Genomic DNA, 22,102 nt, shown 5'->3' on the forward strand with positions numbered 1-22,102 from the left:
CTCGTTCGCGTAACTCGTAGGCCGTACGCTCTTCACCTTCGAGAAAGCGTAACCATTCAGGCAGCTGGGCGTGACGGTGCTGCCTGAGCCTGGTTGCCAGGCGTTGTTGCAACAGGTCTTGTACTGGCACCTCGCGCAAGGCTTGGCGGATATCGTCGACCTGGCTTCGAAACGGAATATCGCTCAACGGCACCAAGGTCAATCGCGGCGCTTGGCCTTGCGCAAGACGCTGCCTAATTCCATGCGGCAACGGTTGGACCAGGGGATCTTCGGCAGCCGGCTTGCTCAGGCGCAGCGTCATGCGGTCGATGAATCGCCGTGTACTGCCCTGCTCCTGCAAGCCCTCCTGCAGGCTGTAAAGCCAGAGTTTGCTCGAAGATGACGCTTCGAACGACTCGCCGATGACAAACACCAAAGGCAACGTCAGCGCTTCGCCCCCAATGCTCAGCGCCAAGAGACGGACATGCTCGTCTGGATCAAAGATCTGCTCTTCCAGGGCGGCGAGTGCCGACTGCTGTCCTGGTTGGCGCAAAGCCACGAAACGCAGGTCGAGAAAAAACAGTTTCGTCACCTGTATGAACAGGCTCAGCGGGTTGGTACCAGGCTTGCGCGCCTGCTTCCAGAACTCATCGAAAGCTGCATCCGTCAGGGAGGGCAGCGACTCGAGCTGGTTCTTGATCTGAAAGGTGGTACTGCTGAGTTCCAGCAGAATTGTCTCCAGGCTGTTGTCGTCGAAGCTAAATCCTGGTGCATCGAAAAAACGGGACAAATCCATGTGCTGATCTCTTTATTCGGTGATAGTCATATCGCGACAAATTGACTGGTTCACCGACAGCAGAATTTCAGCGTAACCGTTCCCTATTGATACTGACGAAAAGCTCCAAAGTGGCTTGTTCAGCAACCCGAGAGAAGTGTCCTACGGCTAAAACCAGCAACAGCCTATTGATACCTCGGAATGGACAAACCCCAAGCAGACTTGTTTACACATGCTCACAGTCATCAATGAAATAACGGGTTACTGTCTTGTGGCTTCACTGTTACCAGTGCTGTAACAGTGAATGTCAGAAACACCTATTTTTCCGCTACCGCCAGGCACCTATTCTGGTTGCACCAAGACGGTGCTGACGCAGATCGAAGCAGTCAGCCCGATTCCATCAACCGGCGTGCACACTCCGCCTGATGAAGCTTGGCCCAGGTTCACCGACGTTGATTTTGAAGCTCCTTGATCTGCGTCTTACTTGGCCGCTGCACTGCAGCGGCCTTTTTTATGCCCGCAATTCAATCGTCATCGGCGTCGTCAAAGTGAAATCGGTGTAACAATCGATGGGCAACAGGCGCCAGGATCAGACCGATGGTGGCAACAAATACCAGCCCGACGTACAAGCCGTAGCCGGCAAAGAACAGCTTGCCGCCGATACTCTCGGGCAGGATCACCGGCCCGACTCCGCCCAGCAGCAAAGTGGCGTTGAACACCGCATCGTGCCAGGGCACGTCTGGCTCGAAGTACAGATGGCCGAGCACACCGAAGAGGATCGAGCCGATCAACATCAGGCAGGCTGCCAGGCCGTGACGCATCATGCGATAACTGAACTGACGGGAAGAAATGACCGGGTCCGTTCTGGATTCGTACATCCTCTGTGCTCCTGCAGCAAGGGGGCCGCCCAGCATAGGCAACTTCAACTGGCGACCACAACCTTGGGGCAGGTTCAGCCCTGTGGATACTTCTGCAGATTGGCCATCATCTGCTGCAAGGCTTGCAGGCTGTCTTGCGGGTGCACAGCGTTGTCGAAGTTGCCGATCTGCTGCCAGTTGGCCGCAATATCGTCGGGTGAAAAGCCCTCGCGCGGGTCAAAGCCGACACCCAGGCTGCGTTCCCAACGCACCTTGCCGACCCAGCCGCCGCCCACTTCATACAGGCCGCCACTGTCCTGACAGTCGTCACTGCCCAGGTACACCACCAGCGGGCTGACCAGTTCCGGCTTGAGCTGTTCGAAGACCTGCGGTGGAATCAGTCCTTCGGTCATGCGCGTGCCGCCGGTGGGGGCAATGGCGTTGACCAGGATTCCATTCTTGCGTCCTTCAATGGCCAGGGTGCGGGTCAGGCCATACAGGCCAAGCTTGGCCGCGCCATAGTTGGCCTGGCCGAAGTTGCCATAGATGCCCGAGGTCGAGGCGGTGAAAATCACCCGCCCCCAGTTCTGTTCGCGCAGGTGTGGCCAGGCGGCGCGGGTGACTTTGTAGGCACCTTCAAGGTGAACCTGATAGACCTGCTCCCAGTCACTGTCCTCCATCTTGTGGAAGGTCTTGTCGCGCAGGATGCCGGCGTTGTTGATCACTACATCGACCCGGCCGAAGCTGTCCAGGGCCTGTTCGACAATGCGCTGACCGTCGGTGACCGAGTCATGGTTGGCCACTGCCGTACCACCCTCTTCGCGGATCTGCGCCACTACCCGGTCGGCGGCCGAGGCGCTGGCGCCTTCGCCATGGGTCGAACCACCCAGATCGTTGACCACCACCCGGGCACCATGCCGGGCAAACAGCAGGGCATGGGCGCGGCCCAGGCCGCCGCCAGCGCCGGTGACAATCACCACTTTATCGTCCAAGCGAATCGTCATGCTCGTTTCTCCAGCAGAACAAAAGAGAGGGATGCCCGAGTGTCAGCCAGCACTGGCTGGCACACAATCAAGCGGGCAGGCGCTGAATGGCAGGCGATAAGGCCGGGCGATGATTGCGCACACCGGGTCGCTCAGGACCAGGCGACTCTCTGCGGCACATTCACCAGGGGTTGCTCACGAAACGCCAGATAATGGCGCAGCACCTGTACCGGTGCTTCAGTATGCGGATAGTGGCCAATGCCCTGGAGCATCACGGTGTTGGCATCGGGCACCAGCTCCTGATAGCGTTCGAGCATATGGATACCGGAAATCGGGTCGACCGCGCCGTTGATCAGCCGCAGCGGCACCCCGTCGGCCTGCAATGCACCGACCCAGCGCTCGCGGTGTGCGACCCGCTCGGGCAGGTAAGTGATCAGCTTGTGCAGGATGCGCGTGCCGCGGTTGGAGGCAATCAGGCTCCAGTAGTCGTCCAGCGCGCTTTCGCTGGGATGGGTGCAGGGCCCGTAGATCTGGGTGACGTTACGCACCAGATCATCGCGCCCGAACGAGCGCCCGACCAGCCAGCCCAGGCGGCTGAGCAACAGCTTCTGGATCAGCAGCGGCCGATGACGTTCGGGGAACAGACCACCATTGAGGAACACGCAACTGGCGATCTGCGCGCGGCCCTCGTGGTGGCGGGCGAGCAACTCCTGGGCGACGCTGCCGCCATAATCATGCCCGAGCAGATGCACCGGCTGCTCGACCTGAAGATGCGCGAGCAATGCCTGCTGCAGGTCGGCCTGCTCCAGCAGGCTGTAATCATGGTGCAGCGGTTTGGCCGAGTCGCCAAAGCCGAGCATGTCACAGGCAATCACCCGAAAACGCTGGGCCAGGGGTGTCCACAGGTAATGCCAGTCCCAGCTGGCGGTGGGAAAGCCATGAATGAGCAGTAGCGGTTCGCCCTGCCCTGCGGTCCAGTAGCGGATGGTCTGGCCACGGAACGAGAAATTCAGGCCCCGGGTCCGCCAGACGCACAATGGAATTTCGGCCAAAGGCATCACAGTGGTCCCGGTAGGTTGTAGGTAGTCGTGTTGGGCAAGGCATCGGCTGCGATCATTGCAATCACCTCGGCACATTCGTGTGCTCTACTGATCGACAGTCTAGTCAGGCAGGCCCGCCCGAGAGTTGCGTTCGCAGCCAGCTTATTGACCTTGGGAGTCAGCAAGCAAAATAGCGAGGTGAATCACAACAGCAAAGTCAGCAAGGGCGCGGCGAAGAGGTTGAGCAGGCCGGTCAGGACCATGACCAGGCCGGCCACCGACCCCTCCTCGCCCCCCACCTCATGAGCGCGGCTGACGCCCGCCCCATGCGCGCCGACGCCAAACAGCGCGCCACGGGCCAATGGCGTGCGCAGCGGCAGGTACTTGAGCAGCACGCCACCGAACATCGCCCCCAGCACCCCGGTAAACATCACGAACACCGCGGTCAACTCCGGCACGCCGCCCAGGTCCTTGGCCAGCGGCATGGCAAAGGGCGTGGTGATCGAGCGCGGCACCAGCGACAGGCTGACCGAGCTGTCCAGCGCCAACAGGTGCGCCAGGCCCCAGGAACTGCCGATCGATGCCGCACTGCCGACCAGCATGCCCAGGGTCAGGGCCGGCCAGTGGCGGGCGAGCAAGGCGCGCTGTTGCCAGATCGGCACGGCAAAGGCCACGGTGACCGGGCCCAGCACCGACATCAGCCAGTGGGTGTTGCGCGCATATTCGGCATAGGCGGTATGCAGGGGCACGGCAATCGCCAGCAGCACAGCCGGTACCAGAATCAACGGTGACAGCAGGTAGCGCGCGGTGCGCCGGTACAACCAGCGACTGCCCAGATAAGCCAGCAGGGTCAGGGCCAGCCAGAACAGCGGCATCGGCTCAAGCGTCATGACGCAACCTCCAGCGGCAGATCCACTCCACCGTCACCGCCGTCACCACCATCACCAGCAAGGTACTGACACCAATCACCAGCAAGATCCGCCAGCCTTCATCGCGCAGCAGGCTGCCGTAATCGAGCAGGCTCATCAGCGCCGGAATGAAGAACAGCAGCATCTCGGCCATCAGCACCCCGGCCCCCAGTTGCAACATGGCCGGCTTGAGCACGCCAACGGCGAACAGCAGCAACAGCAGCGCCAGGCCGATCACCCCGCCCGGAATCGGCCAGGCCAACCAGGCGGCCAATACGCCACCAACCTTGTAAAGAGCAAGCAACACCGCAAGCTCGGCGAGCAGGCGGACAAATCGGTTAAACGCAGGGGGTTTCATCGCAGGGATCCTCTCAGGCCTTCATTTTAAAAGCCCGCTCCCCACGCCAAAAGCGAATTGTTAGACTGCCAACTATTCCAAATTGGAATTCAGGCAATGGAATTCAAACAGCTACGCAGCTTTCTCGAAGTGGTGCACCGCGGCGGCTTTACCCAGGCCGCGCTGACCTTGCACATCAGCCAGTCCGCAGTGAGCAAGCAGGTCGCCCAACTGGAACAGGACCTGGGTGTGCCGCTGTTGGAGCGTCAGGGTTCGCAACTGCACCTGACCGCCGCTGGCAAAATCGTCCTTGAGCGCGGTGAAGCCATGCTACGCCTGCGCCAGGAGCTGCTCAGCGAACTGGATGATCTCAGCCAGCTGGCCCGCGGCGAATTGCGCCTGGGCTTGCCGTTACTGGGCAGTGACGCGCTGTTCGCCCGGTTGTTCGCCGAATACCGGCGGCGCTATCCGAATATCAGCATTCAACTGTTCGAAGGCGGTAGCCGCAGTGTCGAGCAAGCAGTGCTCAGCGGCGAACTGGAACTGGGCGGCAGCCTGACGCCCAGCGACCCGGTCTTCGCCTACCAGCCGTTCTGCAACGAGCCCCTCGACGCCCTGTTGCCCACCGATCACCCGTTGGCGGCCGCCGGCCGGGTCAGCCTGGCACAACTGGCCGATACACCGTTCCTGCTCTATCAGCGCAGTTTCGTGCTCAATGACCGTTTGCTCAGTGCTTGCCAGCAGTCGGGCTTCACGCCCAGGGAAGGTGGGCGCAGCGGCCAGGCCGACTTTCTCGCCGCACTGGTGGCGGCAGGCCAAGGGGTGGTGCTGTTACCGAGTGTGGTTGCCCGAGGCCTGGAGCGGCCCGGGGTGGTGCGTCTGGCATTGAGCCAACCGACGGACCTGCGCTGGGACATTGCCTTTATCTGGCGCCAGGGCGCCTACCTATCGCGTGCCGCCCAGGCCTGGCTGCAGCTGCTGCGCGAGCAGCCACAGCCGCAGTGATCAGCCGCGCAGCTTTTCCACCAACTCGGCAATCCAGGGCTCTGCGTCGGTTTCCGGAGTAACGGTTTCGCTGGCATCCAGGCGCAGCATCGGCAGCACTTCCACCAGGCCCATCTCGGCGAACAGTTCACGCAGTTGCTCACCGCCGCCGCAGAAGGTGTCGCCGTAGCAGGAGTCGCCCAGGCCGATCACCGCGCCTTTGAGTCCGCGCCACTCGGCGGGCAGCACGTCACGGACTGCACTGAACAGCGGCATGATGTTGTCCGGCAGCTCACCCATGCCGGTGGTCGAGGTTACGGCCAGAAATGCCTGGGGGGCAAAACCCTGAATGTCCTGCAAGGTCGCCCGGTTAGCGTGCCAGGCCTCGAAACCTGCTTGTTTGAGCAACTTCTCGGCATGCCGGGCGACTTCTTCGGCGGTGCCGTATACCGAACCGGAAAGGATGGCGACTTTCATAGAGGTTTCCGAAACTGAGTAAAAACGTAGGATACTAGCATCCGGCACTGGCAAAAGGCCTTAATCTGCCGCTGTACAGCGACGGTCAATCTACTAGAATCAGCCAGCATGCCCGATCTACAGCCCTTGCGGACCTAACAAGATGATCAATGCCACACTGCTGCAGCGCATGATTGACGCCTCCAACGACGGGATCGTGGTGGCTGAACAGGAAGGCGATGACGACACTATCCTGATCTACGTGAATCCGGCCTTCGAGCGCCTGACCGGCTACGACGCCAACGACATCCTCTACCGCGACTGCCGTTTCCTACAGAACGATGATCGCGACCAGGACGCCCGCGCACTGATTCGCCAGGCGATCAAGGATGGCCTGCCAAGCCGGGAAATCCTGCGCAACTACCGCAAGGACGGCAGCGCGTTCTGGAACGAACTGTCGATTACCCCAGTACTCAACGAAGCCGACAGGCGCAAATACTTCATCGGCATCCAGAAGGATGTCAGCCGCCAGGTCGAAGCCGAACTGCGGGTGATCGCGCTTGAGCGCCAACTGGCCGAGGCCCAAGCGCGCATCGCTGCGCTGGAAGCCGACCAACGGTCTTAACAAACGCGCCGTTTGGTTGTCCATGACGCTGAAGAAACGCATTCACGATTGTAACTTCGAGTTCGACCATGCAAGCAGATGCCCTTCTGACCCAGGATGAACTGGACTTCATCCGCTCCATGCAGCACGCGCCTCAGCCCATCCCGGCTGAACCGGCGTCGCGCCTGCTGGTCAATGGCGGCAGCGAAATCAAGAACCTGCTGACCCGGCTGATCGCCGACGAGCAGGTGACCCTGCAGGCACAGTTCAACAACCAGCAGATGACCTTCCCGCTGCAACTGGTCGAAGACGAGTTCCATGCCCTGCACCTGCAACTGGGTGCACCGAACATCTATGAAGAAGGCGCCGTGGTCCGACCCTGGCGCCTGACGCTTGAGCAACCGGTTGCCCTGGAGGACGAACTGGGCTTGAGCACCGGTTTGTGGGTCAGGGAAATTTCGTTCAAGGGTGTGCTGCTGGAAGTGCGCGAGCAACCCGAACCGCCCAGGCACTTCGATCTCTGGTTCAGCCCCGACGGCGATGCCCCCATTGCCCTGCACGGCACCCTGCAACGGCGCACCGGCGAACATCTGGCCGCCTACAACCTGGGCCAGAGCCTGCCGGCAGAAATCGAGCGCTTACGCGAATACATCCTCCAGGCCCACCGCCGCACCCACCCCGAGCTGCACCCTCAAGAATCCAAGTGACCGGCCAGGTATTGCTGCAGTCGCCGACGCATCAACCGACCTTCACTGCCCAGGCACGCGACTTGCGAACCCATCAGGCTATCCTGAGCCAGGTCCGCTGCCTCCCCCGCCAGCAATAACGGGCATTCCAGGGCCAGCGCCAGGCGCGCCAGGCGCTTGGGCAAGTCACTGGCCGGTGGATGGTTGGAAAACAGCACCAAGGCATGGGGCGTCATGCGCTCGCAGACCAGGCTCAACTCTTCCAGGGGCTGGCCAAGGCCGAGCACGCTGATGGCGATTTCACTGGTGCCGAGCAACAGCGCCGCCACCAGCAACTCCAGCTCGCGGCACTGGCCGGGGATCGCTGCCAGCACCACGCGCACTGCTTGCTGCTCGCGCGCCAGTTGCAAACGCTGCAACACCCGTCCACGCAGGAAACTGTCGAGGAACAGCCATTCACTGGCCTGGCCGAAGGCTTCGTGGGTACTGCGCAGCTCCTGCCAGACCGGCATAAGGATGTCCTGGAATGCCACCAGCTGTGGATAACTGCTGAATACCTGGCCATAGACCTGCTCCAGGCGACGCTCATCAAATGCCCTGACCGATTGGCGCAACTGCGCTTGCCACTGAATGAAGTCGGCCTGTGATTCGTCGCTGCGCTGCGGCTGGTTTTCGACCTTGAGGTTCTGGCTTTTAGCGAGGATGCGTCCCACTTTGCTGACTGCGACACCGCGCTCGATCCAGCCGAGGATGCTGCGCACCTCGTCGATATCCGCTTGCGAGTACAAACGGTGCCCACTTTCGCTGCGCGTGGGCTGAATCAGCCCATAACGGCGCTCCCAGGCCCGCAGGGTAACCGGGTTGATGCCGGTCATGCGGGAGACTTCGCGGATCGGGAACAGTTCTTCGTGGTCGAGCTCAGGCGTACTCAATGAAGGCTGGTCAGGTTCGATCATTGCCGGGAAACCGCGAGTTTGTGGGCCAACGGGCATTCTACTCCGCCTGCCGCGAGCACTACCATTGGCATTTCTCTCAGGTTGGCGACCGCCAGCACTGACGGGTCAGCTTATTTAAGGAATAATCCGCGCCCGATTCTTGCATCGATTCTTGCAAAGAAGCGAATGCCGCCCACCATCCCGGGCGACGTTCAAGCGGTAGGCCTACCCGCCACGCCCAGTTGCCAGGAGATATACCATGTCTACCCCACCCGTAACCCTGATGGTTACCCGCCGCGTCGCCGATGGTCGCTACCAGGACCTGATGGCCTGGCTGCACGAAGGCGAACAGCTGGCCACCGACTTTCCCGGCTACCTGGGCTCAGGCGTGCTCGCCCCGCCCCCGCAAGGCGATGAGTTCCAGATCATCTTCCGCTTCACCAACGAACAGACCATGCACGCCTGGGAGCACTCGGCCTCACGCAAGGCCTGGCTGGACCGTGGCAATGGCCTGTTCGCCGAGCCGTCGGAACAGCGGGTCAGCGGCCTGGAAGGCTGGTTCGGCAGTAACCCGGTGCAGCGCCCGCCGCGCTGGAAGCAGGCGGTGGCGATCTGGCTGGCGTTCTTTCCGGTGTCGCTGCTGTTCAATCTGCTGTTCGGCCACTGGCTGGGCGCGCTGGACCTGGTGCCGCGCATCCTCCTCAGCACCCTGGGCCTGACGCCGCTGATGGTGTATTTCTTCATTCCGCTGTCGACCCGCCTGCTGGCCAACTGGCTGAACGCCAGCCCAACCCGCCCGGGGCCTCAGGGCGCGCGCAATCCCGCCTAGTTCGGGTATGCTGGGGGTTATCCAAGCGAACCAGTAAAAGTTGACCGCCCCCACCATGAACAGCCCAATTCTTGTCACCGGAGCCAGCCAGCGAGTCGGGCTGGCGCTGGCCCTGAACCTGGCGCAGGCCGGCCATACCGTGGTCAGCGCCAGCCGCAGCAAAAGCCCCGAGGCCGCGCACCCGAACATCATCCAGTTCCAGGCCGACCTGTGCCAGGAAGACGAGCGCCTGGCTCTGATCGAACACCTGCAAGGCAACTACGACGGCCTGCGCGCCATCGTGCACAACGCCTCGTTGTGGCTCGACGATGACCTGGCCAACCTCAATACCATGTTCAAGCTGCACGTCGAGGCGCCCTACCACCTGAACCTGGCCCTGGGCGAGCAACTGGCCAAGGTGGACAAGGCCGACATTATCCATATCTGCGACGAGACCTCCTCGCGCGGCAGCGGCAGCCATATCGGCTATGCCGCGACCAAGGCCGCCCTGCAGAACATGGTGCTGTCGTTCGCCGCCAAGTACGCGCCGAACATTCGCGTCAACGCGATCCTGCCGGGCTTGCTGATCCTCAAAGAGAACAGCGACGAGGCCTACCGCCAGCAAACCCTGAAAAAGGCCCTGCTGGAATTCGAACCCGGCGCCCAGCCGCTGATTGATGCCGTGCGCTTTCTGCTCGACAGCCAATACAGCACCGGCAGCAACCTGGTCATCAACGGTGGCCGCCACCTGAAAAACCGCATCGCGGTAGACTGAGCTACCGCTGTCACGAGAACGTCCATGAACGATCAACAGAAACTCGAACTTGAAGCCGCCGCCTTCCGCCGCCTGGTTGCCCATCTGGACAGCCGCAAGGACGTGCAGAACATCGATCTGATGAACCTTGCCGGCTTCTGCCGCAACTGCCTGTCCAAATGGTACAAGGCCGCCGCCGATGAAAAGCAGATCGAGCTGAGCATGGATGAGGCCCGCGAAGTGGTCTACGGCATGCCCTACGCCGAATGGAAATCCCTTTACCAGCAAGAAGCCAGCGCCGAACAACAAGCGGCGTTCGCCAAAGGAAAGCCCAATGACTGATCTCAATACCCTGCGCGCCAGCCTGAAGTCCGGCGAGCACATCTTCGCCGATACCCTGGCCTTCATCGCCGAGCACTACGCCTACCAGCCACAAGCCTTCAACAACGGCGGCGTAGACAACGCTGCCGGGCAGAACGAAGGTTCGTGCAAGACCCTGGGCCTGGCCTTGCTCGAAGGCCTGAGCAATGAAGAAGCTTTGCTGGCGTTCGGCGAACACTACCGCTCGGTGCTGGCCACCCCGCAAGGCAGCGACCACGGCAACATCCGCGCGCTGATCGAGCATGGCCTGGCCGGAGTCAAATTCGCCGAGCAGCCGCTCAAGCGCCTGGGCTGATCAAACGCCCCGGTGTACCTTCGGCCAGTTGCCCCTGCTGCAGCCAGTGCAGGGCAATTGGCCAGAGCCTGAGCTGGAAGCGACTGTGGAAAAAGGCGAAATGGCCGATCCGGCTCTCGTCGATATCGCCAGGGGCGATGCGCAGATGGCTGCGCTCACTGGCCTCGAAGTACCCCAGTAATCGCTCGATGGCGGCAACCGTGCCGAACGGATCGTCGCTCAGGCTGATGGCCAGGGTCCTGGCCCTGACCCGAGCGAAGGGTAAATCAACCAGCGCCCGTGCACTCGGACGTTGCTCATAGGCTGCAGACGGCGTGCTCCAGTCCTGCACCACCCCGGCCGGGGTATCCTCCAGCCAGCCCAGGCGCTTGCCGGGAAAATAACCGAACACCCGCGTCAGCAACGGCATCAGTACGTGCCATTTGCCGAACAGTTGCCAGCGGCTGTCGGCGGCATAATCGCGCCAGTAGGCAAACTGCGCGCCCACCGTCACCAGCCTGCGCAGCTGATCAGCCGACGGCGCCAGCCCCGCCGCACAACCTCCAAAACTGTGACCGACCACGTCGATCGGCTGGCCGGGAAACAGGCGTTGGGCACGTTGCAGCATGGCTTCGAAATCCAGCGCGCCCCAGTCGGTCCAGGAGGCCTTGAAGTGGCGCATGGACGCCGGGCGCGACTCACCGATGCCGCGATAGTCATAGGTGATGACCTCGAAGCCATGGGCGAACAGGTACTGGGCAAAGCGGGCGTAGTAGCTGCAGCGCACCGAAGTGGCGGCGTTGATGATCACCAGCGGGCGCGTAGCGTCCGGCACCTGGTGGCGCCAACAGAAACCGCCGAGGGAGTACCCGTCGGCGGTTGTTTCGCGAAAGGCCTGGCCGCTGTTGCTGGCAACGGGCAAAACCGGGAATGCTTCGAGACTGCTCATCGACCTCTGTTATGCCGAAGCCGCTACCTGCGGTGCAGGGACCTTGCGCAAGCCGCTCAGTCGCGACCCATCGTAGCGGGTTTCGCGAAACAGGCGCCAGCGTCCGAACAATCCGTACACGTGCATAACCCGACCCTGCTCGTGATAGCCCATGCGCAGGTGCAGTTTGAGCGCCGGAATATTATGGGTTTCGCAGACATCCACTACCTTGTCGCAGCCTTTGGCGCGCATGGCCTCCCACAAGCTGATCTGGGCATCCACCGACAGGCGGGTACCGAAGTAGGCGCGGATCATCTCGCCGCCGAATTCAAAGAACTCACCGGGCTTCACCGGAAAGGTGCAGCCGTAATAATGACGGTCGTGATAGTCGCGCATGCTGCCGAAGATGAACGCCACGGCATCGCCCTGCTCATCCAGGTACATGTGCCCGGTGTGGCCTTCGGCGGCCAGCTCGCGCATGGTCTGTACGCGGTCGCCGAAGTGGCGGGCGAAGGCGTCGGCGTTCTCCGGGGTGATTTCCACCAGGCGTACCGCAGGATGGTCGCGCAGGTTGTGAGGCGCAACCGGGCTGATCAGGTCGCGTTCCATCCACAGTAACTCCCAATGGAAGAAGATGTAACGCTCACACAGGGTTTTCAGGGTTTTCTGCAAACCCTTCTGCCTGATCCGCTCTTTTAGTTTTTGCAGTCCACTCATAGCACCTCCTGACCAAACCTTGGCGGTTGAAAAAGGGCATGTAAAGAGTGGTATAGATCAGCGCGGCGGCGGGAATATCAAAAGGCCAGTGGCAGACTTGTTTCAAATTGTGTCTCAAGAATGAAACTGTTGCCGCACCCGGGGAAAACAGGTGCGGCAACAAACGCTTAGCGAGGGCTGATTACAGCTCGATGCAGTCAAACCGTACGTCGGTAGCCACATCGGCGTCATAGTCAACATCCTGACGCTCGAAACCGAACAGGTTGAGGAACTGCTTCTTGTAACCGGCGTAGTCGGTAATTTCGAACAGGTTCTCGGTGGTCACCTGCGGCCACAGGGCCTTGCAGGCATCCTGTACGTCGTCACGCAGTTCCCAGTCGTCCAGGCGCAGGCGGCCTTCTTCGTCCAGCGCCGCTGGCGCGCCATCGGCACGGTACAGGCGGTCACGGAACAGACGATCGAGCTGGTCCTGGGTACCTTCGTGAACGTTCTTTTCCTTCATGATCTTGAAGACCATCGACAGGTACAGCGGCATCACCGGGATGGCCGAGCTGGCCTGAGTAACGACGGACTTCAGTACCGCGACATTGGCGCCACCACCGACCTTCTTCTCCAGGCGCTTGGCGGTTTGGTCCAGGTCCATCTTGGCCTTGCCCAGGGCGCCGTGCCAGTAGATCGGCCAGGTGATTTCGGTACCAATGTAGCTGAAGGCCACGGTGCGCGCTTGTGGCGCCAGAACGCCGGCGGCGTCCAGGGCGTCGATCCACAGTTGCCAGTCCTGGCCACCCATGACGGTGACGGTGTCGGCAATTTCCTGCTCGCTGGCAGGCTCGATGGACGCCTCGATGATGGTGTCCTTGTTGGTGTCGATGGCGGTCGACTTGTACGGCTGGCCGATTGGCTTGAGCGCCGAGCGCACCAGTTCGCCGGTCTGTGGCAACTTGCGCACTGGCGAAGCCAACGAGTAGACCACCAGGTCGACCTGGCCGCCCATTTCGCTCTTGATCAGCTCGATGACCTTGGCCCGCGCTTCATCGGAGAATGCGTCACCGTTGATCGACTTGCTGTACAGGCCTTCGGCCTTGGCGAACTTGTCGAAAGCGGCAGAGTTGTACCAGCCCGCGGTGCCGGCCTTGGTTTCAGTGCCCGGCTTTTCGAAGAACACGCCCAGGGTATCGGCCTTGAAACCGAAGGCGGCAGTGATGCGCGCTGCCAGGCCGTAACCGCTGGAAGCACCGATCACCAGCACCTTTTTCGGACCATCCTCGCGCACGCCCTGCTTGCGGGTGGCTTCGATCTGATCACGTACGTTCAGCTCGCAACCGGTCGGGTGCGTAGTGGTGCAGATAAAACCGCGGACTTTGGGATGGATGATGGCCAATGTCTGTACCTCGTCAGTGAATTTGCTGAGGGAGCCGAATCGCGTGGACTCGAGGTTCCGTTTGCTGTGAGGGTGAGACTACACCCGCAGCGTTGCCGACACATCCGGCCCCCTGGAATCCTTCAGGGCGCTACTTTGTCACAGCGCGGAAAACTTCAGCAACCGCTGATCTCAGACCCGGAACGCACCGATCAGGCGCTTGAGCTCCAGCACCTGGGTCGACAGCTTGCGGCTGGCGTCTTCGGTCTGGTGCGCACCCTGGGTGGTGTTTTCCGCCGCCCGGTTGATCTCGACAATGTTCTGGTCGATATCGTGGGCCACCGCCGTCTGCTGCTCCACCGCCGCGGCGATCTGCTGGTTCTGGTCGACGATACTGCCAATGGCGCCAAGGATGTTCTCCAGCGCCTGCTGCACCTGCTGCGATTCGCCAACCGTGCCCGAGGCCATCTGATGGCTGGTGTCCATGGCCTTGACGGCGGCCCCTACACCGCCCTGCAGGCGCGAGATCATCTGCTCGATCTCTTCGGTGGACTGCTGGGTACGCTTGGCCAGGGTGCGCACTTCATCGGCGACCACGGCAAAACCGCGGCCCTGCTCGCCCGCCCGGGCCGCCTCGATGGCGGCGTTGAGGGCCAGCAGGTTGGTCTGTTCGGCGATGCTCTTGATCACCTCCAGCACCCGGCTGATGGCCTGGCTGTCACTGGCCAGCTGGTTGATCACCGCCACCGACTGGTCGATCTCACCGGCCAGGCGGGCGATGTTGCCCTGCTGGGTCTCGACCAGGCCGCGCCCGCTGACGGTTTCCTGGTTGACGCTATGGGCGCTGCTGACCGCCGCCGCAGCGCTGCGCGCCACTTCCTGGGCGGTGGCCGACATCTGGTTCATGGCCGTGGCCACCTGCTCGATCTGCCCGCGCTGGCCGCTGACCGCCTGGTTGCTGCGCGCCGATACCGCATGCACCTGCTCGGCCTGACGCTCGACCTCGGCGACGGTGTGACCGACCTGTTCAATCAGGTCATGGATGCGCCGCACGGTGCCGTTGAACACCTGACCCAACTCGCCCAGTTCATCGTGGCTGCTGGCCTGGAAATTGACCGTCATGTCGCCGGCCGCGACCTTGTCCATTACCGCGCCAAGGCTCTTCAGCGTGTTGCGGGTCGAGGCATAGAAGCCGCTATACAGGTAGACGATCAGCAGGAATACGGCGGCCAGCGCCGACACCAGCAAAATCATGTGCAAACGGTGCTCGGCCAGGCGCTGCTCGAGCTGCTGGCCGAGAAACTCGCCAATGGCGGTATTGAGCGTGTAGGTCTGTTCCATCAAGCCGCTAATCTGCTTGTAGAACCCCGGCCACGGCGCATCGAGGGTGTCGGCCACCACCACCTGTTCTTCGATCAGTTCGCTGGCCTGCTTGAGCGACGCCTGACTGCTGCTGGCCAGGCTGCCGAGCCTGGCTTGCGCGCCAGGCTCGGTGGCCAGCGCCTCATCCAGGCGGATGGCATAGTCAGCGCCGAGCTTTTCCAGCTTCAACAACAGGTCATCGAAGCGGGCGCTGGAAGCCGAATTGACAAAACCCTGGCCTAGCGAATACGAGCCGATGGCCCGCCCTTCGCCGAGAGTCTGGGTCACTTGCGGGGTCACCGTGGTCATCAGCTCGCTGAGCTGGCGGATCGCCGAGTCGCTGTCCTGGCTAAGCCCGGCCTGGCTGGCAATCACCTTGCTCAGTACCTGGGCCTGGCCCAGCAGCTTGTCGAACAGCGCCACCTTGCTCAACAGCGAAGTCTCGCTCTGAGCGGCCTTGAGGGTATCGAGCATCTCGCTGCGCTTGTCGTCGAAGGCCTTGGCCTGGGCCTCGTCACCGGTCATTGCAATCAAGCCGGACAAGCGGCTCTGCACCTGTTGCTCGATGCTGGCGATCTGCGCCTCGACGTCCTCGGCCTTGCCCGACTGGCCGAGCACGGCGTTGATCTGCACCAGGTTGCCGAGGGTTTCCACATCGCCGCGCAAGGCCAGGCTGCCGCCCAGCAGTTCCAGGCTCTGCAGCTCGGTACGGGTGGCATGGAACTGCGCATAGGAATCGCGGACCAGGTAGTAGTTGGTCACCAGCATGGGCAGGAAAAACAGAATACTGATCAGGCTGAACTTCATCCCGAAGCTCAGGCGGTTCATCAGCGCGATGGCCGGATACAACAGGCTCTTCAAGGGTGGTGCCCTCCGATTCTTATTGTTTTTACGGTTCCTGCCTTTGCACCATCCTCTGTAGGAGCGGGCTTGCCCCGCGATTGCGGCTTGCGCCCCCCACAGTGGCACAAGGCCACCGAACGTATTCAGCAACACCTGTATAGCGCATATCGGATCGGGGGTTTGTAACTTAAGGTTAACCGCCAGCGGAGCGACCAACGGCCGCTCCGCGATGGGCTTCAGCCGAGCACTGTCCACAGGGCGAAACAGGCGTACCAGAGCACTGCCGAGCGCAGCAGCAACTCCCACAGGTTGTCCAGCCCGAGCAGGCCGTCGGGGCCCGTCGAAGTGCTGGCGGGCAGGTCACCCGCGACGCGGCCGACCGAGCCGATCAGGCCGGCGGCGCTGATGTGCCAGTTCAGCAGCTCGTGCAGCATCACCCGGCTGACCGCAACGAAGTTGCCGACCAGGGCGAAACTTACGCCCAGCACGCGCACGGGTGCCCAGTCAAAGGCGTGGCGCAGTTGCAAGGCATGGTCGCGCAGCGTAGGTGTCCGTGCATGCCCGGCGGTCAGGGCCAGCAGCCGATAAGCCAGGGCTGCGGCCGGACCGAGCAGGAAATACCAGAAAATCACCGCAAAAAAGCTCTGGTAGGCCTGCCACAGCAGGTTGCCCTGCACCCGCTCCAGCAAGGCCTGGGCATTGTCGGCGGTCAAACCCAGGTCGCGTTCGGCGACATGCACCGCTGCTTGCTCGTCGCCGCGTCGCCAGGCGTCGCGAAACGGTCCTTGCGCTGCCTTGATGTCGCCACGGCCGAGGCTGTAGATCAGCACCAGCAGGTGCACCGGCAAGGCCAGCAAGCCATAGGCCACCGGCTCCAGCACGTGCAGGAGCAAGGCCAGCAGCGCCACCGGCAGCAGCACCAGGATGATCAGTACCCACCAGGGATGGCGCCTGCCGTCACGCTCAAGGCGAGCAAGCTCGGTAACGAAAAAACCATCGCGTTGCAGACGCTGGCGCAAGGCCGAGAACTTCTCGAACCACAGCACCAGCAACAGCACCAGAAAACTCATGTTTCACTCTCCTTGTCCTTGAGGCCGGCGCGGTAGCGCGGCCAGTCAAAAGCGCTACCCGGGTCGGTCTTGCGTCCCGGAGCAATATCGCTGTGGCCCTGAATCCGTTCAGTGCCAATGGCCGGCCAGGCATCCTGGATCTGCCGGGTCAATGCTTGCAGCGCCTGATACTGGGCATCGGTGAAAGGCAGCTCGTCGGTGCCTTCAAGCTCGATACCGATGGAAAAATCGTTGCATGCCTCGCGCCCCTCGAAACAGGACACCCCGGCATGCCAGGCGCGGTCCAGACAGGAGACAAACTGAGTGACCTCGCCGTCACGCTCAATAAGAAAATGCGCCGACACACGCAGGTGCTTGATACCTTCGAAATACGGGTGTTCGCAGGCATCCAGGCGGTTCTGAAAGAACTCCTGGACCTTGCCGGTCCCAAATTGCGCCGGCGGCAGGCTGATATTGTGGATAACCAGCAGGGAGATGACTTCACCCTCGGCGCGGGCATTGCAGTTGGGTGAAGGACAGTGGCGGACGCCGGCGAACCAGCCAGTAGCGCGGTCCAGTTGCATAGAAAATCCTGAGACACGGGGGCACGGGCTCAGTATGCCCCGTGGTGGCGCTGGATGCATCGTTAAAACGCGTAGGAATCTAGCGTGCTTGCGCCTGGCGCAACTGGCTGAGTACCGAGTCCAGCGCCCGGTCGAACAGCAAGGTGTCGTCCAGCTGGCGCACATGCCCGCGGCGCAAGGCTACGGCAAGGGCCATGCGCGACCATTCACGGACCTTGAGGCCGGTGCGGTTGACGAAGATGAAGCGGTCTGTGCTGTCGATCCGGGCGATCAGCTTGCAGCGCTGCACGTCGTCTTCATCGACCAACTCGACCCAGGCGCCGATACGCAGACGCTCGACCTGCAGCAACGCCGGATCATCGTCGGCCAGGCGCACCTGGGCCGCTTGCGGCTCGCAGGCTTGCGGGGTGGGCAAGACGATTTCATCGAGCACCAGTACCTGCTCGCTGGCGTCATTGTGGATAACCCGCCCGCCCACTACCGGTGTATCAAACATCTGCACATGCAGGGTTTCGAGCTGGGCAAAGAATTCGCTGGTGGCAAACGGATCGAACGCGGCACTGGCCAGGCCATCGCGCAACGCCTTGAGCAGTCCCGGCACCAGCTCCAGCAGGCGCAGGCGCGCCTGGTCTTCAGTGTGCGGTTGCACGCTCCAGATCAGCTCATCCATGGTCTCCAGCGCTTCGAGCCACTGGCTGGAGGTGTCGCCATGCTTGAGGCAGGCCAGCAACACCACCTGGCTCCAGGCTTCTTCGAGCAGGCGCACCACCACCCGCGGCAACGAGCGGCCAAGCAGACGCCGGTTGAGTTCCTGCTGCACCCGCTGACGAGCCAGCGCGGTGCGTGCGCGGCCCTCCTCGGCGTCGCGCGTGCGTTGTTCCAGCAGCTCGTTGCGGCGTCGCTCATCACTGCTGAAAGCGAGGAATTCAGCGAGCAGTTCGGAGAAAATCGCCGGGTCGTCGACAAAGTCGCTGAGCAGCCGCTGGACGATTTTTTCGACCCGCAGGTACAGGCTGTCGCGCTGGCAATCATCACTGGCGCCCCAACCCATGGCTGCCGTGGCGATCTCGTTGAGCAGGCGCCGGGCCGGGTGACTGCTGCGGCTGAAGAAGCTCTTGTCGAGTACCGCCACTTTGAGCATCGGGATCTGCATGCGGCCGATCAGGGCGCGCAGCGAGCGCGGCAAGTTGCGGTCGGCGAGAATGAACTCGAAAAGCATGGCGATGAGGTTGATGACATCCTCGTCGACCACTTCGATCTTGCGGTAGGTGCCGCTTTTTACGCTGACCCGGGTCAGCAGTTGTTCAAGCTGCTGGTGCAGGTCGAAGTCATCGGTCTCGGGTGTTGGCGGCACGTAATGCTGCAGGTGCGAGAGCAGGCGCAACAGGTCACGGGTACTGATCGCCTGCACCTGCTCGCACGCCTCCAGGCGCGGGGCAACACGCCCGCGCACCGGCGAAAGCAGGGCCTGCAACGAGGCAAACACCGCCTGGCCGTTGGCATCCAGCGAATCATTGGGCGATTCGTTGCCGGCTGCGCTGGCCGAAGCCTCGCGTTCAGCCTGCGGGCGGTCCTGGGCGCGGCGCCGCGGCACGGCCTTGAGCTCGGGGAGCACGCCAGTGGCAATCAGCAGTTGATTGGCTTCGCCGTACAACTGGTCGGCGTCGTGCAGCACATAGCGCTCAAACAGCTTGAGAATGATCAGCTTGACCTTGATCCCCACGCCCAGGCTGCGCCCGGCACGCAAAAAGTAATCGCAGAGCATCGCCGGGCCCAGCGGGTTGCACGGATCGTCCAGGGCCTGGCCCACCAGGGCGCTGAATCGCAGGGTCAACTGGTTGAGGGCGATGCCGTCGCGGGCCAGCACCCGCGCGACCATGGCATCCAGCGCCACGGTACGTTCCAGCTCGTCATTGGCCACCAGCGCCAGGCGGTCGTAGCCATGGCTGTGCAGGGCCGGCAGTGAATCGGGCTGACCGATCTGCACGAAGGCTTCATAAAAGTGGTCAAGATAGCCGCGCTCGATGTTCTTGCGCTTTAGGCGCAGGTCGCGCATGGCTTCGAAAAGGATGTTCTGTTCGACGTTGTTGGCGGCCTTGTCGGCCATCTCGAACAGGGTGTCGTCGGCGTTGTCGAACAACGCCTGCAGGCCCTGGCGCAGTTGCAGCGCGGCCTTGTCACGTACCTGCAGAAGCACCACCGGCAGACGAGCGAGGGGCGCATTGTGCGCCTGATCGGTGATGGCCTTGATCGGCACCACCTTCCCGTCGTTGTGCATCCTGGTCTCCTTGCAGGTTCGATTTTGAGCTTTTTGGGTGGTCGTCAAAGCTATGACGCCAAATACAAGGCGCATTATCGAGTAAAAACCCTTCACTCGCCAGTGCGCGCATACCGCTGCTGATAGACCGGTGCCAGCGTGAAACGCTCATTCGGCCTGACCAAAGGTCAAGCTTCGGCCGCCACTGCAGTGTTTGCTGCAAGCGCGGGCTGCCCTGCCCTATAATCGCCGGCACTTAGCTTGTGGAGCCCGCCATGCCGAATTTACGCCTCGCCGACCTGACCGCCGAAATCGAAGCCAACGTGCGCCGTGCGTTGCTCGAAGACATCGGCAGTGGCGACATCACCGCCCAGCTGATCCCGGCCGAGCGCCTGGCCAAGGCCACCATCATTACCCGCGATGACTGCGTGATTGCCGGTACGGCCTGGGTTGATGCGGTATTCCGCCAGCTCGACCCACGGGTAGCGGTGCACTGGCAGGTCAAGGATGGCGACCGCGCCACCGCCAACCAGGTGCTGTTCCACCTTGAAGGCCCGGCCCGTTCCCTGCTCAGCGGCGAGCGCTCGGCGCTGAACTTCCTGCAGATGCTGTCGGGCGTTGCGACTCACGCGCAGTTCCTCGCCGACAAGGTGGCCGACACCCAGGTCAAGCTGCTCGACACCCGCAAGACCCTGCCCGGCCTGCGCCTGGCGCAAAAGTACGCGGTGACCTGCGGCGGTTGCCACAACCACCGCATCGGCCTGTACGACGCCTTCCTGATCAAGGAAAACCACATCGCCGCCAGTGGTGGCATCGCCGAAGCGATCACTGCCGCGCACCGCATTGCCCCGGGCAAGCCGGTGGAGATCGAGGTAGAAAGCCTGGACGAGCTCAAAGAGGCCCTGGATGCGGGCGCCGACATCATCATGCTCGATGAGCTGAGCCTGGACGACATGCGCGAAGCGGTGCGCCTGAACGGCGGCAAGGCCAAGCTTGAAGCCAGTGGCGGCGTGACTGAAAGCACCCTGCGGGTGATTGCTGAAACGGGCGTGGACTACATCTCGATCGGGGCGATGACCAAGGATGTAAAGGCGGTGGATCTGTCGATGCGCCTTAGCCTCTGAGGCGGATTGCAGACACAAAAAAACCGGCCATCAGGCCGGTTTTTTGTTAGCTCACAAGATCAACTGTGGGAGCTGGCCTTGCCAGCGATCGAGCGCAGAGCGCTCGCGCAATCCTCAGAGCGCTGCGTTCTGCAGGCCGTCCAGGTAGCGCTCGACATCCAGCGCCGCCATGCAACCGGCACCGGCCGAGGTAATGGCCTGACGGTAAACATGGTCAGCCACGTCACCGGCAGCGAACACACCTTCAACGTTGGTCGCAGTGGCGTTGCCGTCACGGCCGCCATTCACCACCAGGTAGCCGTCTTTCAAGGTCAGCTGGCCTTCGAACAGCGAGGTGTTCGGCGTGTGGCCGATGGCGATGAACACGCCGTCAACCTTGATTTCGTCGAAGCTGCCGTCGTTGTTCTTCAGGCGCGCACCGGTGACGCCCATGTTGTCACCCAGCACTTCGTCCAGGGTGGCATTGAGCTTCAGCTCGATCTTGCCTTCGGCCACGCGGGCGTTGAGCTTGTCGACCAGGATCTTCTCGGCGCGGAAGGTCTCGCGGCGGTGAACCAGGGTGACCTTGCTGGCGATGTTGGCCAGGTACAGGGCTTCCTCAACAGCGGTGTTACCACCACCGACCACGGCGACCGGCTTGTTGCGATAGAAGAAACCGTCGCAGGTCGCGCAGGCGGAAACGCCCTTGCCCATGAACGCTTCTTCCGATGGCAGGCCCAGGTAGCGAGCGCTGGCGCCGGTGGCGATGATCAGTGCGTCGCAGGTGTAGGTGGCGCTATCGCCCTTGAGAGTGAACGGCTTGCTGGCCAGGTCAACGGCGTTGATGTGGTCGAACACCACTTCGGTCTCGAAGCGCTCGGCGTGTTCCTGCATGCGTTGCATCAGCGCCGGGCCGGTCAGGCCGTGGGCGTCGCCCGGCCAGTTGTCGACTTCGGTGGTGGTGGTCAGCTGGCCGCCGGCCTGCATGCCGGTGATCAGCAGCGGCTTGAGGTTGGCACGCGCAGCATACACGGCAGCGCTGTAACCGGCAGGGCCGGAACCGAGGATGATCACTCGCGAATGGCGTACTTCAGACATGTCACACTCCTGTCGAGCTGGCGTTCAATTGCCAGCATCG

At 62.2% G+C, this 22,102-nt stretch carries 25 protein-coding genes; 10 read left to right on the forward strand and 15 right to left on the reverse strand.

Annotated elements, in window-relative coordinates; all coding sequences use genetic code 11:
- The first annotated feature begins 70 nt into the window (after positions 1-70).
- Entirely contained in the window at positions 71-382 is a 312-nt protein-coding gene (locus JV241A_RS20750) for a hypothetical protein (RefSeq protein WP_134064256.1), read from the forward strand.
- An 81-nt stretch (positions 383-463) separates the two neighbouring features.
- Positions 464-820 carry a hypothetical protein gene (locus tag JV241A_RS20755; RefSeq protein WP_134064258.1) on the forward strand — a complete coding sequence of 119 codons (357 nt, stop codon included), beginning with the start codon at positions 464-466 and terminating at the stop codon, positions 818-820.
- Between the two features lie 458 nt (positions 821-1,278).
- Here the strand turns inward: JV241A_RS20755 and JV241A_RS20760 are convergent, their stop codons facing one another.
- The 5 genes from JV241A_RS20760 to JV241A_RS20780 form a co-directional block, all read right to left on the reverse strand.
- Complete coding sequence (locus JV241A_RS20760) at positions 1,279-1,632, reverse strand: hypothetical protein (protein ID WP_115088685.1); 354 nt, start codon at positions 1,630-1,632, stop codon at positions 1,279-1,281.
- Between the two features lie 74 nt (positions 1,633-1,706).
- Positions 1,707-2,615 carry an SDR family oxidoreductase gene (locus JV241A_RS20765; RefSeq protein WP_115088686.1) on the reverse strand — a complete coding sequence of 303 codons (909 nt, stop codon included), beginning with the start codon at positions 2,613-2,615 and terminating at the stop codon, positions 1,707-1,709.
- 131 nt (positions 2,616-2,746) lie between these two features.
- On the reverse strand, positions 2,747-3,652 hold the full coding sequence (locus tag JV241A_RS20770; protein WP_115088687.1) for an alpha/beta hydrolase: 906 nt from the start codon (positions 3,650-3,652) through the stop codon (positions 2,747-2,749).
- Between the two features lie 185 nt (positions 3,653-3,837).
- The gene (locus JV241A_RS20775) at positions 3,838-4,524 is read right to left on the reverse strand and encodes an LrgB family protein (protein WP_134064260.1); all 687 of its coding nucleotides are present in this window, start codon (positions 4,522-4,524) and stop codon (positions 3,838-3,840) included.
- A complete protein-coding gene (locus JV241A_RS20780) occupies positions 4,514-4,900 on the reverse strand; it encodes a CidA/LrgA family protein (RefSeq protein WP_115088689.1) in 387 nt (128 codons plus the stop codon). Before JV241A_RS20780 ends, JV241A_RS20775 begins: the two co-directional genes overlap by 11 nt.
- Positions 4,901-4,996: 96 nt before the next feature.
- Between JV241A_RS20780 and JV241A_RS20785 the strand changes: the two genes are divergently transcribed.
- On the forward strand, positions 4,997-5,884 hold the full coding sequence (locus JV241A_RS20785; protein WP_115088690.1) for a LysR family transcriptional regulator: 888 nt from the start codon (positions 4,997-4,999) through the stop codon (positions 5,882-5,884).
- On the opposite strand, the gene JV241A_RS20790 is transcribed toward JV241A_RS20785, so the two are convergent.
- On the reverse strand, positions 5,885-6,340 hold the full coding sequence (locus JV241A_RS20790) for a flavodoxin (RefSeq protein ID WP_134064262.1): 456 nt from the start codon (positions 6,338-6,340) through the stop codon (positions 5,885-5,887).
- 142 nt (positions 6,341-6,482) lie between these two features.
- On the opposite strand from JV241A_RS20790, the gene JV241A_RS20795 reads away from it, so the two are divergent.
- Both JV241A_RS20795 and JV241A_RS20800 read left to right on the forward strand, forming a co-directional pair.
- On the forward strand, positions 6,483-6,944 hold the full coding sequence (locus tag JV241A_RS20795; RefSeq protein WP_115088692.1) for a PAS domain-containing protein: 462 nt from the start codon (positions 6,483-6,485) through the stop codon (positions 6,942-6,944).
- 68 nt (positions 6,945-7,012) lie between these two features.
- A complete protein-coding gene (locus JV241A_RS20800; protein ID WP_134064264.1) occupies positions 7,013-7,630 on the forward strand; it encodes a hypothetical protein in 618 nt (205 codons plus the stop codon).
- Here JV241A_RS20800 and JV241A_RS20805 read toward each other — a convergent pair.
- Entirely contained in the window at positions 7,615-8,565 is a 951-nt protein-coding gene (locus JV241A_RS20805; protein WP_134064266.1) for a MerR family transcriptional regulator, read from the reverse strand. The genes JV241A_RS20800 and JV241A_RS20805 overlap by 16 nt on opposite strands.
- Before the next feature lie 238 nt (positions 8,566-8,803).
- On the opposite strand from JV241A_RS20805, the gene JV241A_RS20810 reads away from it, so the two are divergent.
- From JV241A_RS20810 to JV241A_RS20825, 4 genes are read left to right on the forward strand one after another with little or no spacing between them, the layout of a single operon-like run.
- Positions 8,804-9,373 carry an antibiotic biosynthesis monooxygenase gene (locus JV241A_RS20810; RefSeq protein ID WP_134064268.1) on the forward strand — a complete coding sequence of 190 codons (570 nt, stop codon included), beginning with the start codon at positions 8,804-8,806 and terminating at the stop codon, positions 9,371-9,373.
- A 55-nt stretch (positions 9,374-9,428) separates the two neighbouring features.
- The gene (gene folM, locus JV241A_RS20815; RefSeq protein WP_115088695.1) at positions 9,429-10,127 is read left to right on the forward strand and encodes a dihydromonapterin reductase; all 699 of its coding nucleotides are present in this window, start codon (positions 9,429-9,431) and stop codon (positions 10,125-10,127) included.
- Between the two features lie 24 nt (positions 10,128-10,151).
- Entirely contained in the window at positions 10,152-10,448 is a 297-nt protein-coding gene (locus JV241A_RS20820; RefSeq protein ID WP_045196092.1) for a DUF1244 domain-containing protein, read from the forward strand.
- A complete protein-coding gene (locus JV241A_RS20825) occupies positions 10,441-10,782 on the forward strand; it encodes a HopJ type III effector protein (RefSeq protein WP_115088696.1) in 342 nt (113 codons plus the stop codon). Before JV241A_RS20820 ends, JV241A_RS20825 begins: the two co-directional genes overlap by 8 nt.
- Here JV241A_RS20825 and JV241A_RS20830 read toward each other — a convergent pair.
- The 7 genes from JV241A_RS20830 to JV241A_RS20860 all read right to left on the reverse strand — a co-directional run bounded on the left by JV241A_RS20830 (position 10,766) and on the right by JV241A_RS20860 (position 19,882).
- Positions 10,766-11,710, reverse strand: coding sequence for an alpha/beta fold hydrolase (locus JV241A_RS20830; protein ID WP_134064272.1), 945 nt, complete (start codon positions 11,708-11,710; stop codon positions 10,766-10,768). The two genes, JV241A_RS20825 and JV241A_RS20830, sit on opposite strands and share 17 nt — an antisense overlap.
- Before the next feature lie 9 nt (positions 11,711-11,719).
- A complete protein-coding gene (locus JV241A_RS20835; protein ID WP_134064274.1) occupies positions 11,720-12,406 on the reverse strand; it encodes an N-acetyltransferase in 687 nt (228 codons plus the stop codon).
- Between the two features lie 181 nt (positions 12,407-12,587).
- On the reverse strand, positions 12,588-13,787 hold the full coding sequence (fabV, locus tag JV241A_RS20840) for an enoyl-ACP reductase FabV (RefSeq protein ID WP_115088699.1): 1,200 nt from the start codon (positions 13,785-13,787) through the stop codon (positions 12,588-12,590).
- A gap of 171 nt (positions 13,788-13,958) precedes the next feature.
- On the reverse strand, positions 13,959-15,989 hold the full coding sequence (locus JV241A_RS20845) for a methyl-accepting chemotaxis protein (RefSeq protein ID WP_134064276.1): 2,031 nt from the start codon (positions 15,987-15,989) through the stop codon (positions 13,959-13,961).
- A gap of 218 nt (positions 15,990-16,207) precedes the next feature.
- Positions 16,208-17,041, reverse strand: coding sequence for a regulatory signaling modulator protein AmpE (gene ampE, locus JV241A_RS20850; RefSeq protein ID WP_134064278.1), 834 nt, complete (start codon positions 17,039-17,041; stop codon positions 16,208-16,210).
- Complete coding sequence (ampD, locus tag JV241A_RS20855) at positions 17,038-17,604, reverse strand: 1,6-anhydro-N-acetylmuramyl-L-alanine amidase AmpD (RefSeq protein ID WP_115088702.1); 567 nt, start codon at positions 17,602-17,604, stop codon at positions 17,038-17,040. Before ampD ends, ampE begins: the two co-directional genes overlap by 4 nt.
- A gap of 79 nt (positions 17,605-17,683) precedes the next feature.
- Positions 17,684-19,882: a DUF1631 domain-containing protein gene (locus tag JV241A_RS20860; protein ID WP_134064280.1), complete on the reverse strand. Its 2,199-nt coding sequence runs from the start codon at positions 19,880-19,882 to the stop codon at positions 17,684-17,686.
- Between the two features lie 254 nt (positions 19,883-20,136).
- Here JV241A_RS20860 and nadC point away from each other — a divergent pair, with 254 nt between their 5' ends.
- Positions 20,137-20,985, forward strand: coding sequence for a carboxylating nicotinate-nucleotide diphosphorylase (gene nadC / locus JV241A_RS20865; RefSeq protein ID WP_115088704.1), 849 nt, complete (start codon positions 20,137-20,139; stop codon positions 20,983-20,985).
- A 114-nt stretch (positions 20,986-21,099) separates the two neighbouring features.
- Here the strand turns inward: nadC and trxB are convergent, their stop codons facing one another.
- Complete coding sequence (gene trxB, locus JV241A_RS20870; protein ID WP_134064282.1) at positions 21,100-22,062, reverse strand: thioredoxin-disulfide reductase; 963 nt, start codon at positions 22,060-22,062, stop codon at positions 21,100-21,102.
- Between the last annotated feature and the right edge of the window lie 40 nt (positions 22,063-22,102).

This window comes from Pseudomonas sp. JV241A (assembly GCF_900275665.1).
GTDB lineage: Bacteria > Pseudomonadota > Gammaproteobacteria > Pseudomonadales > Pseudomonadaceae > Aquipseudomonas > Aquipseudomonas wadenswilerensis.

Excerpts from the sequence above, each read along its gene's own strand:
- JV241A_RS20755 (WP_134064258.1), top strand. The coding sequence starts at position 464 with ATGCTCGTCTGGATCAAAGATCTGCTCTTCCAGGGCGGCGAGTGCCGA.
- JV241A_RS20760 (WP_115088685.1), bottom strand. The coding sequence starts at position 1,632 with ATGTACGAATCCAGAACGGACCCGGTCATTTCTTCCCGTCAGTTCAGT.
- JV241A_RS20765 (WP_115088686.1), bottom strand. The coding sequence starts at position 2,615 with ATGACGATTCGCTTGGACGATAAAGTGGTGATTGTCACCGGCGCTGGC.
- JV241A_RS20770 (WP_115088687.1), bottom strand. The coding sequence starts at position 3,652 with ATGCCTTTGGCCGAAATTCCATTGTGCGTCTGGCGGACCCGGGGCCTG.
- JV241A_RS20775 (WP_134064260.1), bottom strand. The coding sequence starts at position 4,524 with ATGACGCTTGAGCCGATGCCGCTGTTCTGGCTGGCCCTGACCCTGCTG.
- JV241A_RS20780 (WP_115088689.1), bottom strand. The coding sequence starts at position 4,900 with ATGAAACCCCCTGCGTTTAACCGATTTGTCCGCCTGCTCGCCGAGCTT.
- JV241A_RS20785 (WP_115088690.1), top strand. The coding sequence starts at position 4,997 with ATGGAATTCAAACAGCTACGCAGCTTTCTCGAAGTGGTGCACCGCGGC.
- JV241A_RS20790 (WP_134064262.1), bottom strand. The coding sequence starts at position 6,340 with ATGAAAGTCGCCATCCTTTCCGGTTCGGTATACGGCACCGCCGAAGAA.
- JV241A_RS20795 (WP_115088692.1), top strand. The coding sequence starts at position 6,483 with ATGATCAATGCCACACTGCTGCAGCGCATGATTGACGCCTCCAACGAC.
- JV241A_RS20800 (WP_134064264.1), top strand. The coding sequence starts at position 7,013 with ATGCAAGCAGATGCCCTTCTGACCCAGGATGAACTGGACTTCATCCGC.
- JV241A_RS20805 (WP_134064266.1), bottom strand. The coding sequence starts at position 8,565 with ATGATCGAACCTGACCAGCCTTCATTGAGTACGCCTGAGCTCGACCAC.
- JV241A_RS20810 (WP_134064268.1), top strand. The coding sequence starts at position 8,804 with ATGTCTACCCCACCCGTAACCCTGATGGTTACCCGCCGCGTCGCCGAT.
- folM (WP_115088695.1), top strand. The coding sequence starts at position 9,429 with ATGAACAGCCCAATTCTTGTCACCGGAGCCAGCCAGCGAGTCGGGCTG.
- JV241A_RS20820 (WP_045196092.1), top strand. The coding sequence starts at position 10,152 with ATGAACGATCAACAGAAACTCGAACTTGAAGCCGCCGCCTTCCGCCGC.
- JV241A_RS20825 (WP_115088696.1), top strand. The coding sequence starts at position 10,441 with ATGACTGATCTCAATACCCTGCGCGCCAGCCTGAAGTCCGGCGAGCAC.
- JV241A_RS20830 (WP_134064272.1), bottom strand. The coding sequence starts at position 11,710 with ATGAGCAGTCTCGAAGCATTCCCGGTTTTGCCCGTTGCCAGCAACAGC.
- JV241A_RS20835 (WP_134064274.1), bottom strand. The coding sequence starts at position 12,406 with ATGAGTGGACTGCAAAAACTAAAAGAGCGGATCAGGCAGAAGGGTTTG.
- ampE (WP_134064278.1), bottom strand. The coding sequence starts at position 17,041 with ATGAGTTTTCTGGTGCTGTTGCTGGTGCTGTGGTTCGAGAAGTTCTCG.
- ampD (WP_115088702.1), bottom strand. The coding sequence starts at position 17,604 with ATGCAACTGGACCGCGCTACTGGCTGGTTCGCCGGCGTCCGCCACTGT.
- JV241A_RS20860 (WP_134064280.1), bottom strand. The coding sequence starts at position 19,882 with ATGCACAACGACGGGAAGGTGGTGCCGATCAAGGCCATCACCGATCAG.
- nadC (WP_115088704.1), top strand. The coding sequence starts at position 20,137 with ATGCCGAATTTACGCCTCGCCGACCTGACCGCCGAAATCGAAGCCAAC.
- trxB (WP_134064282.1), bottom strand. The coding sequence starts at position 22,062 with ATGTCTGAAGTACGCCATTCGCGAGTGATCATCCTCGGTTCCGGCCCT.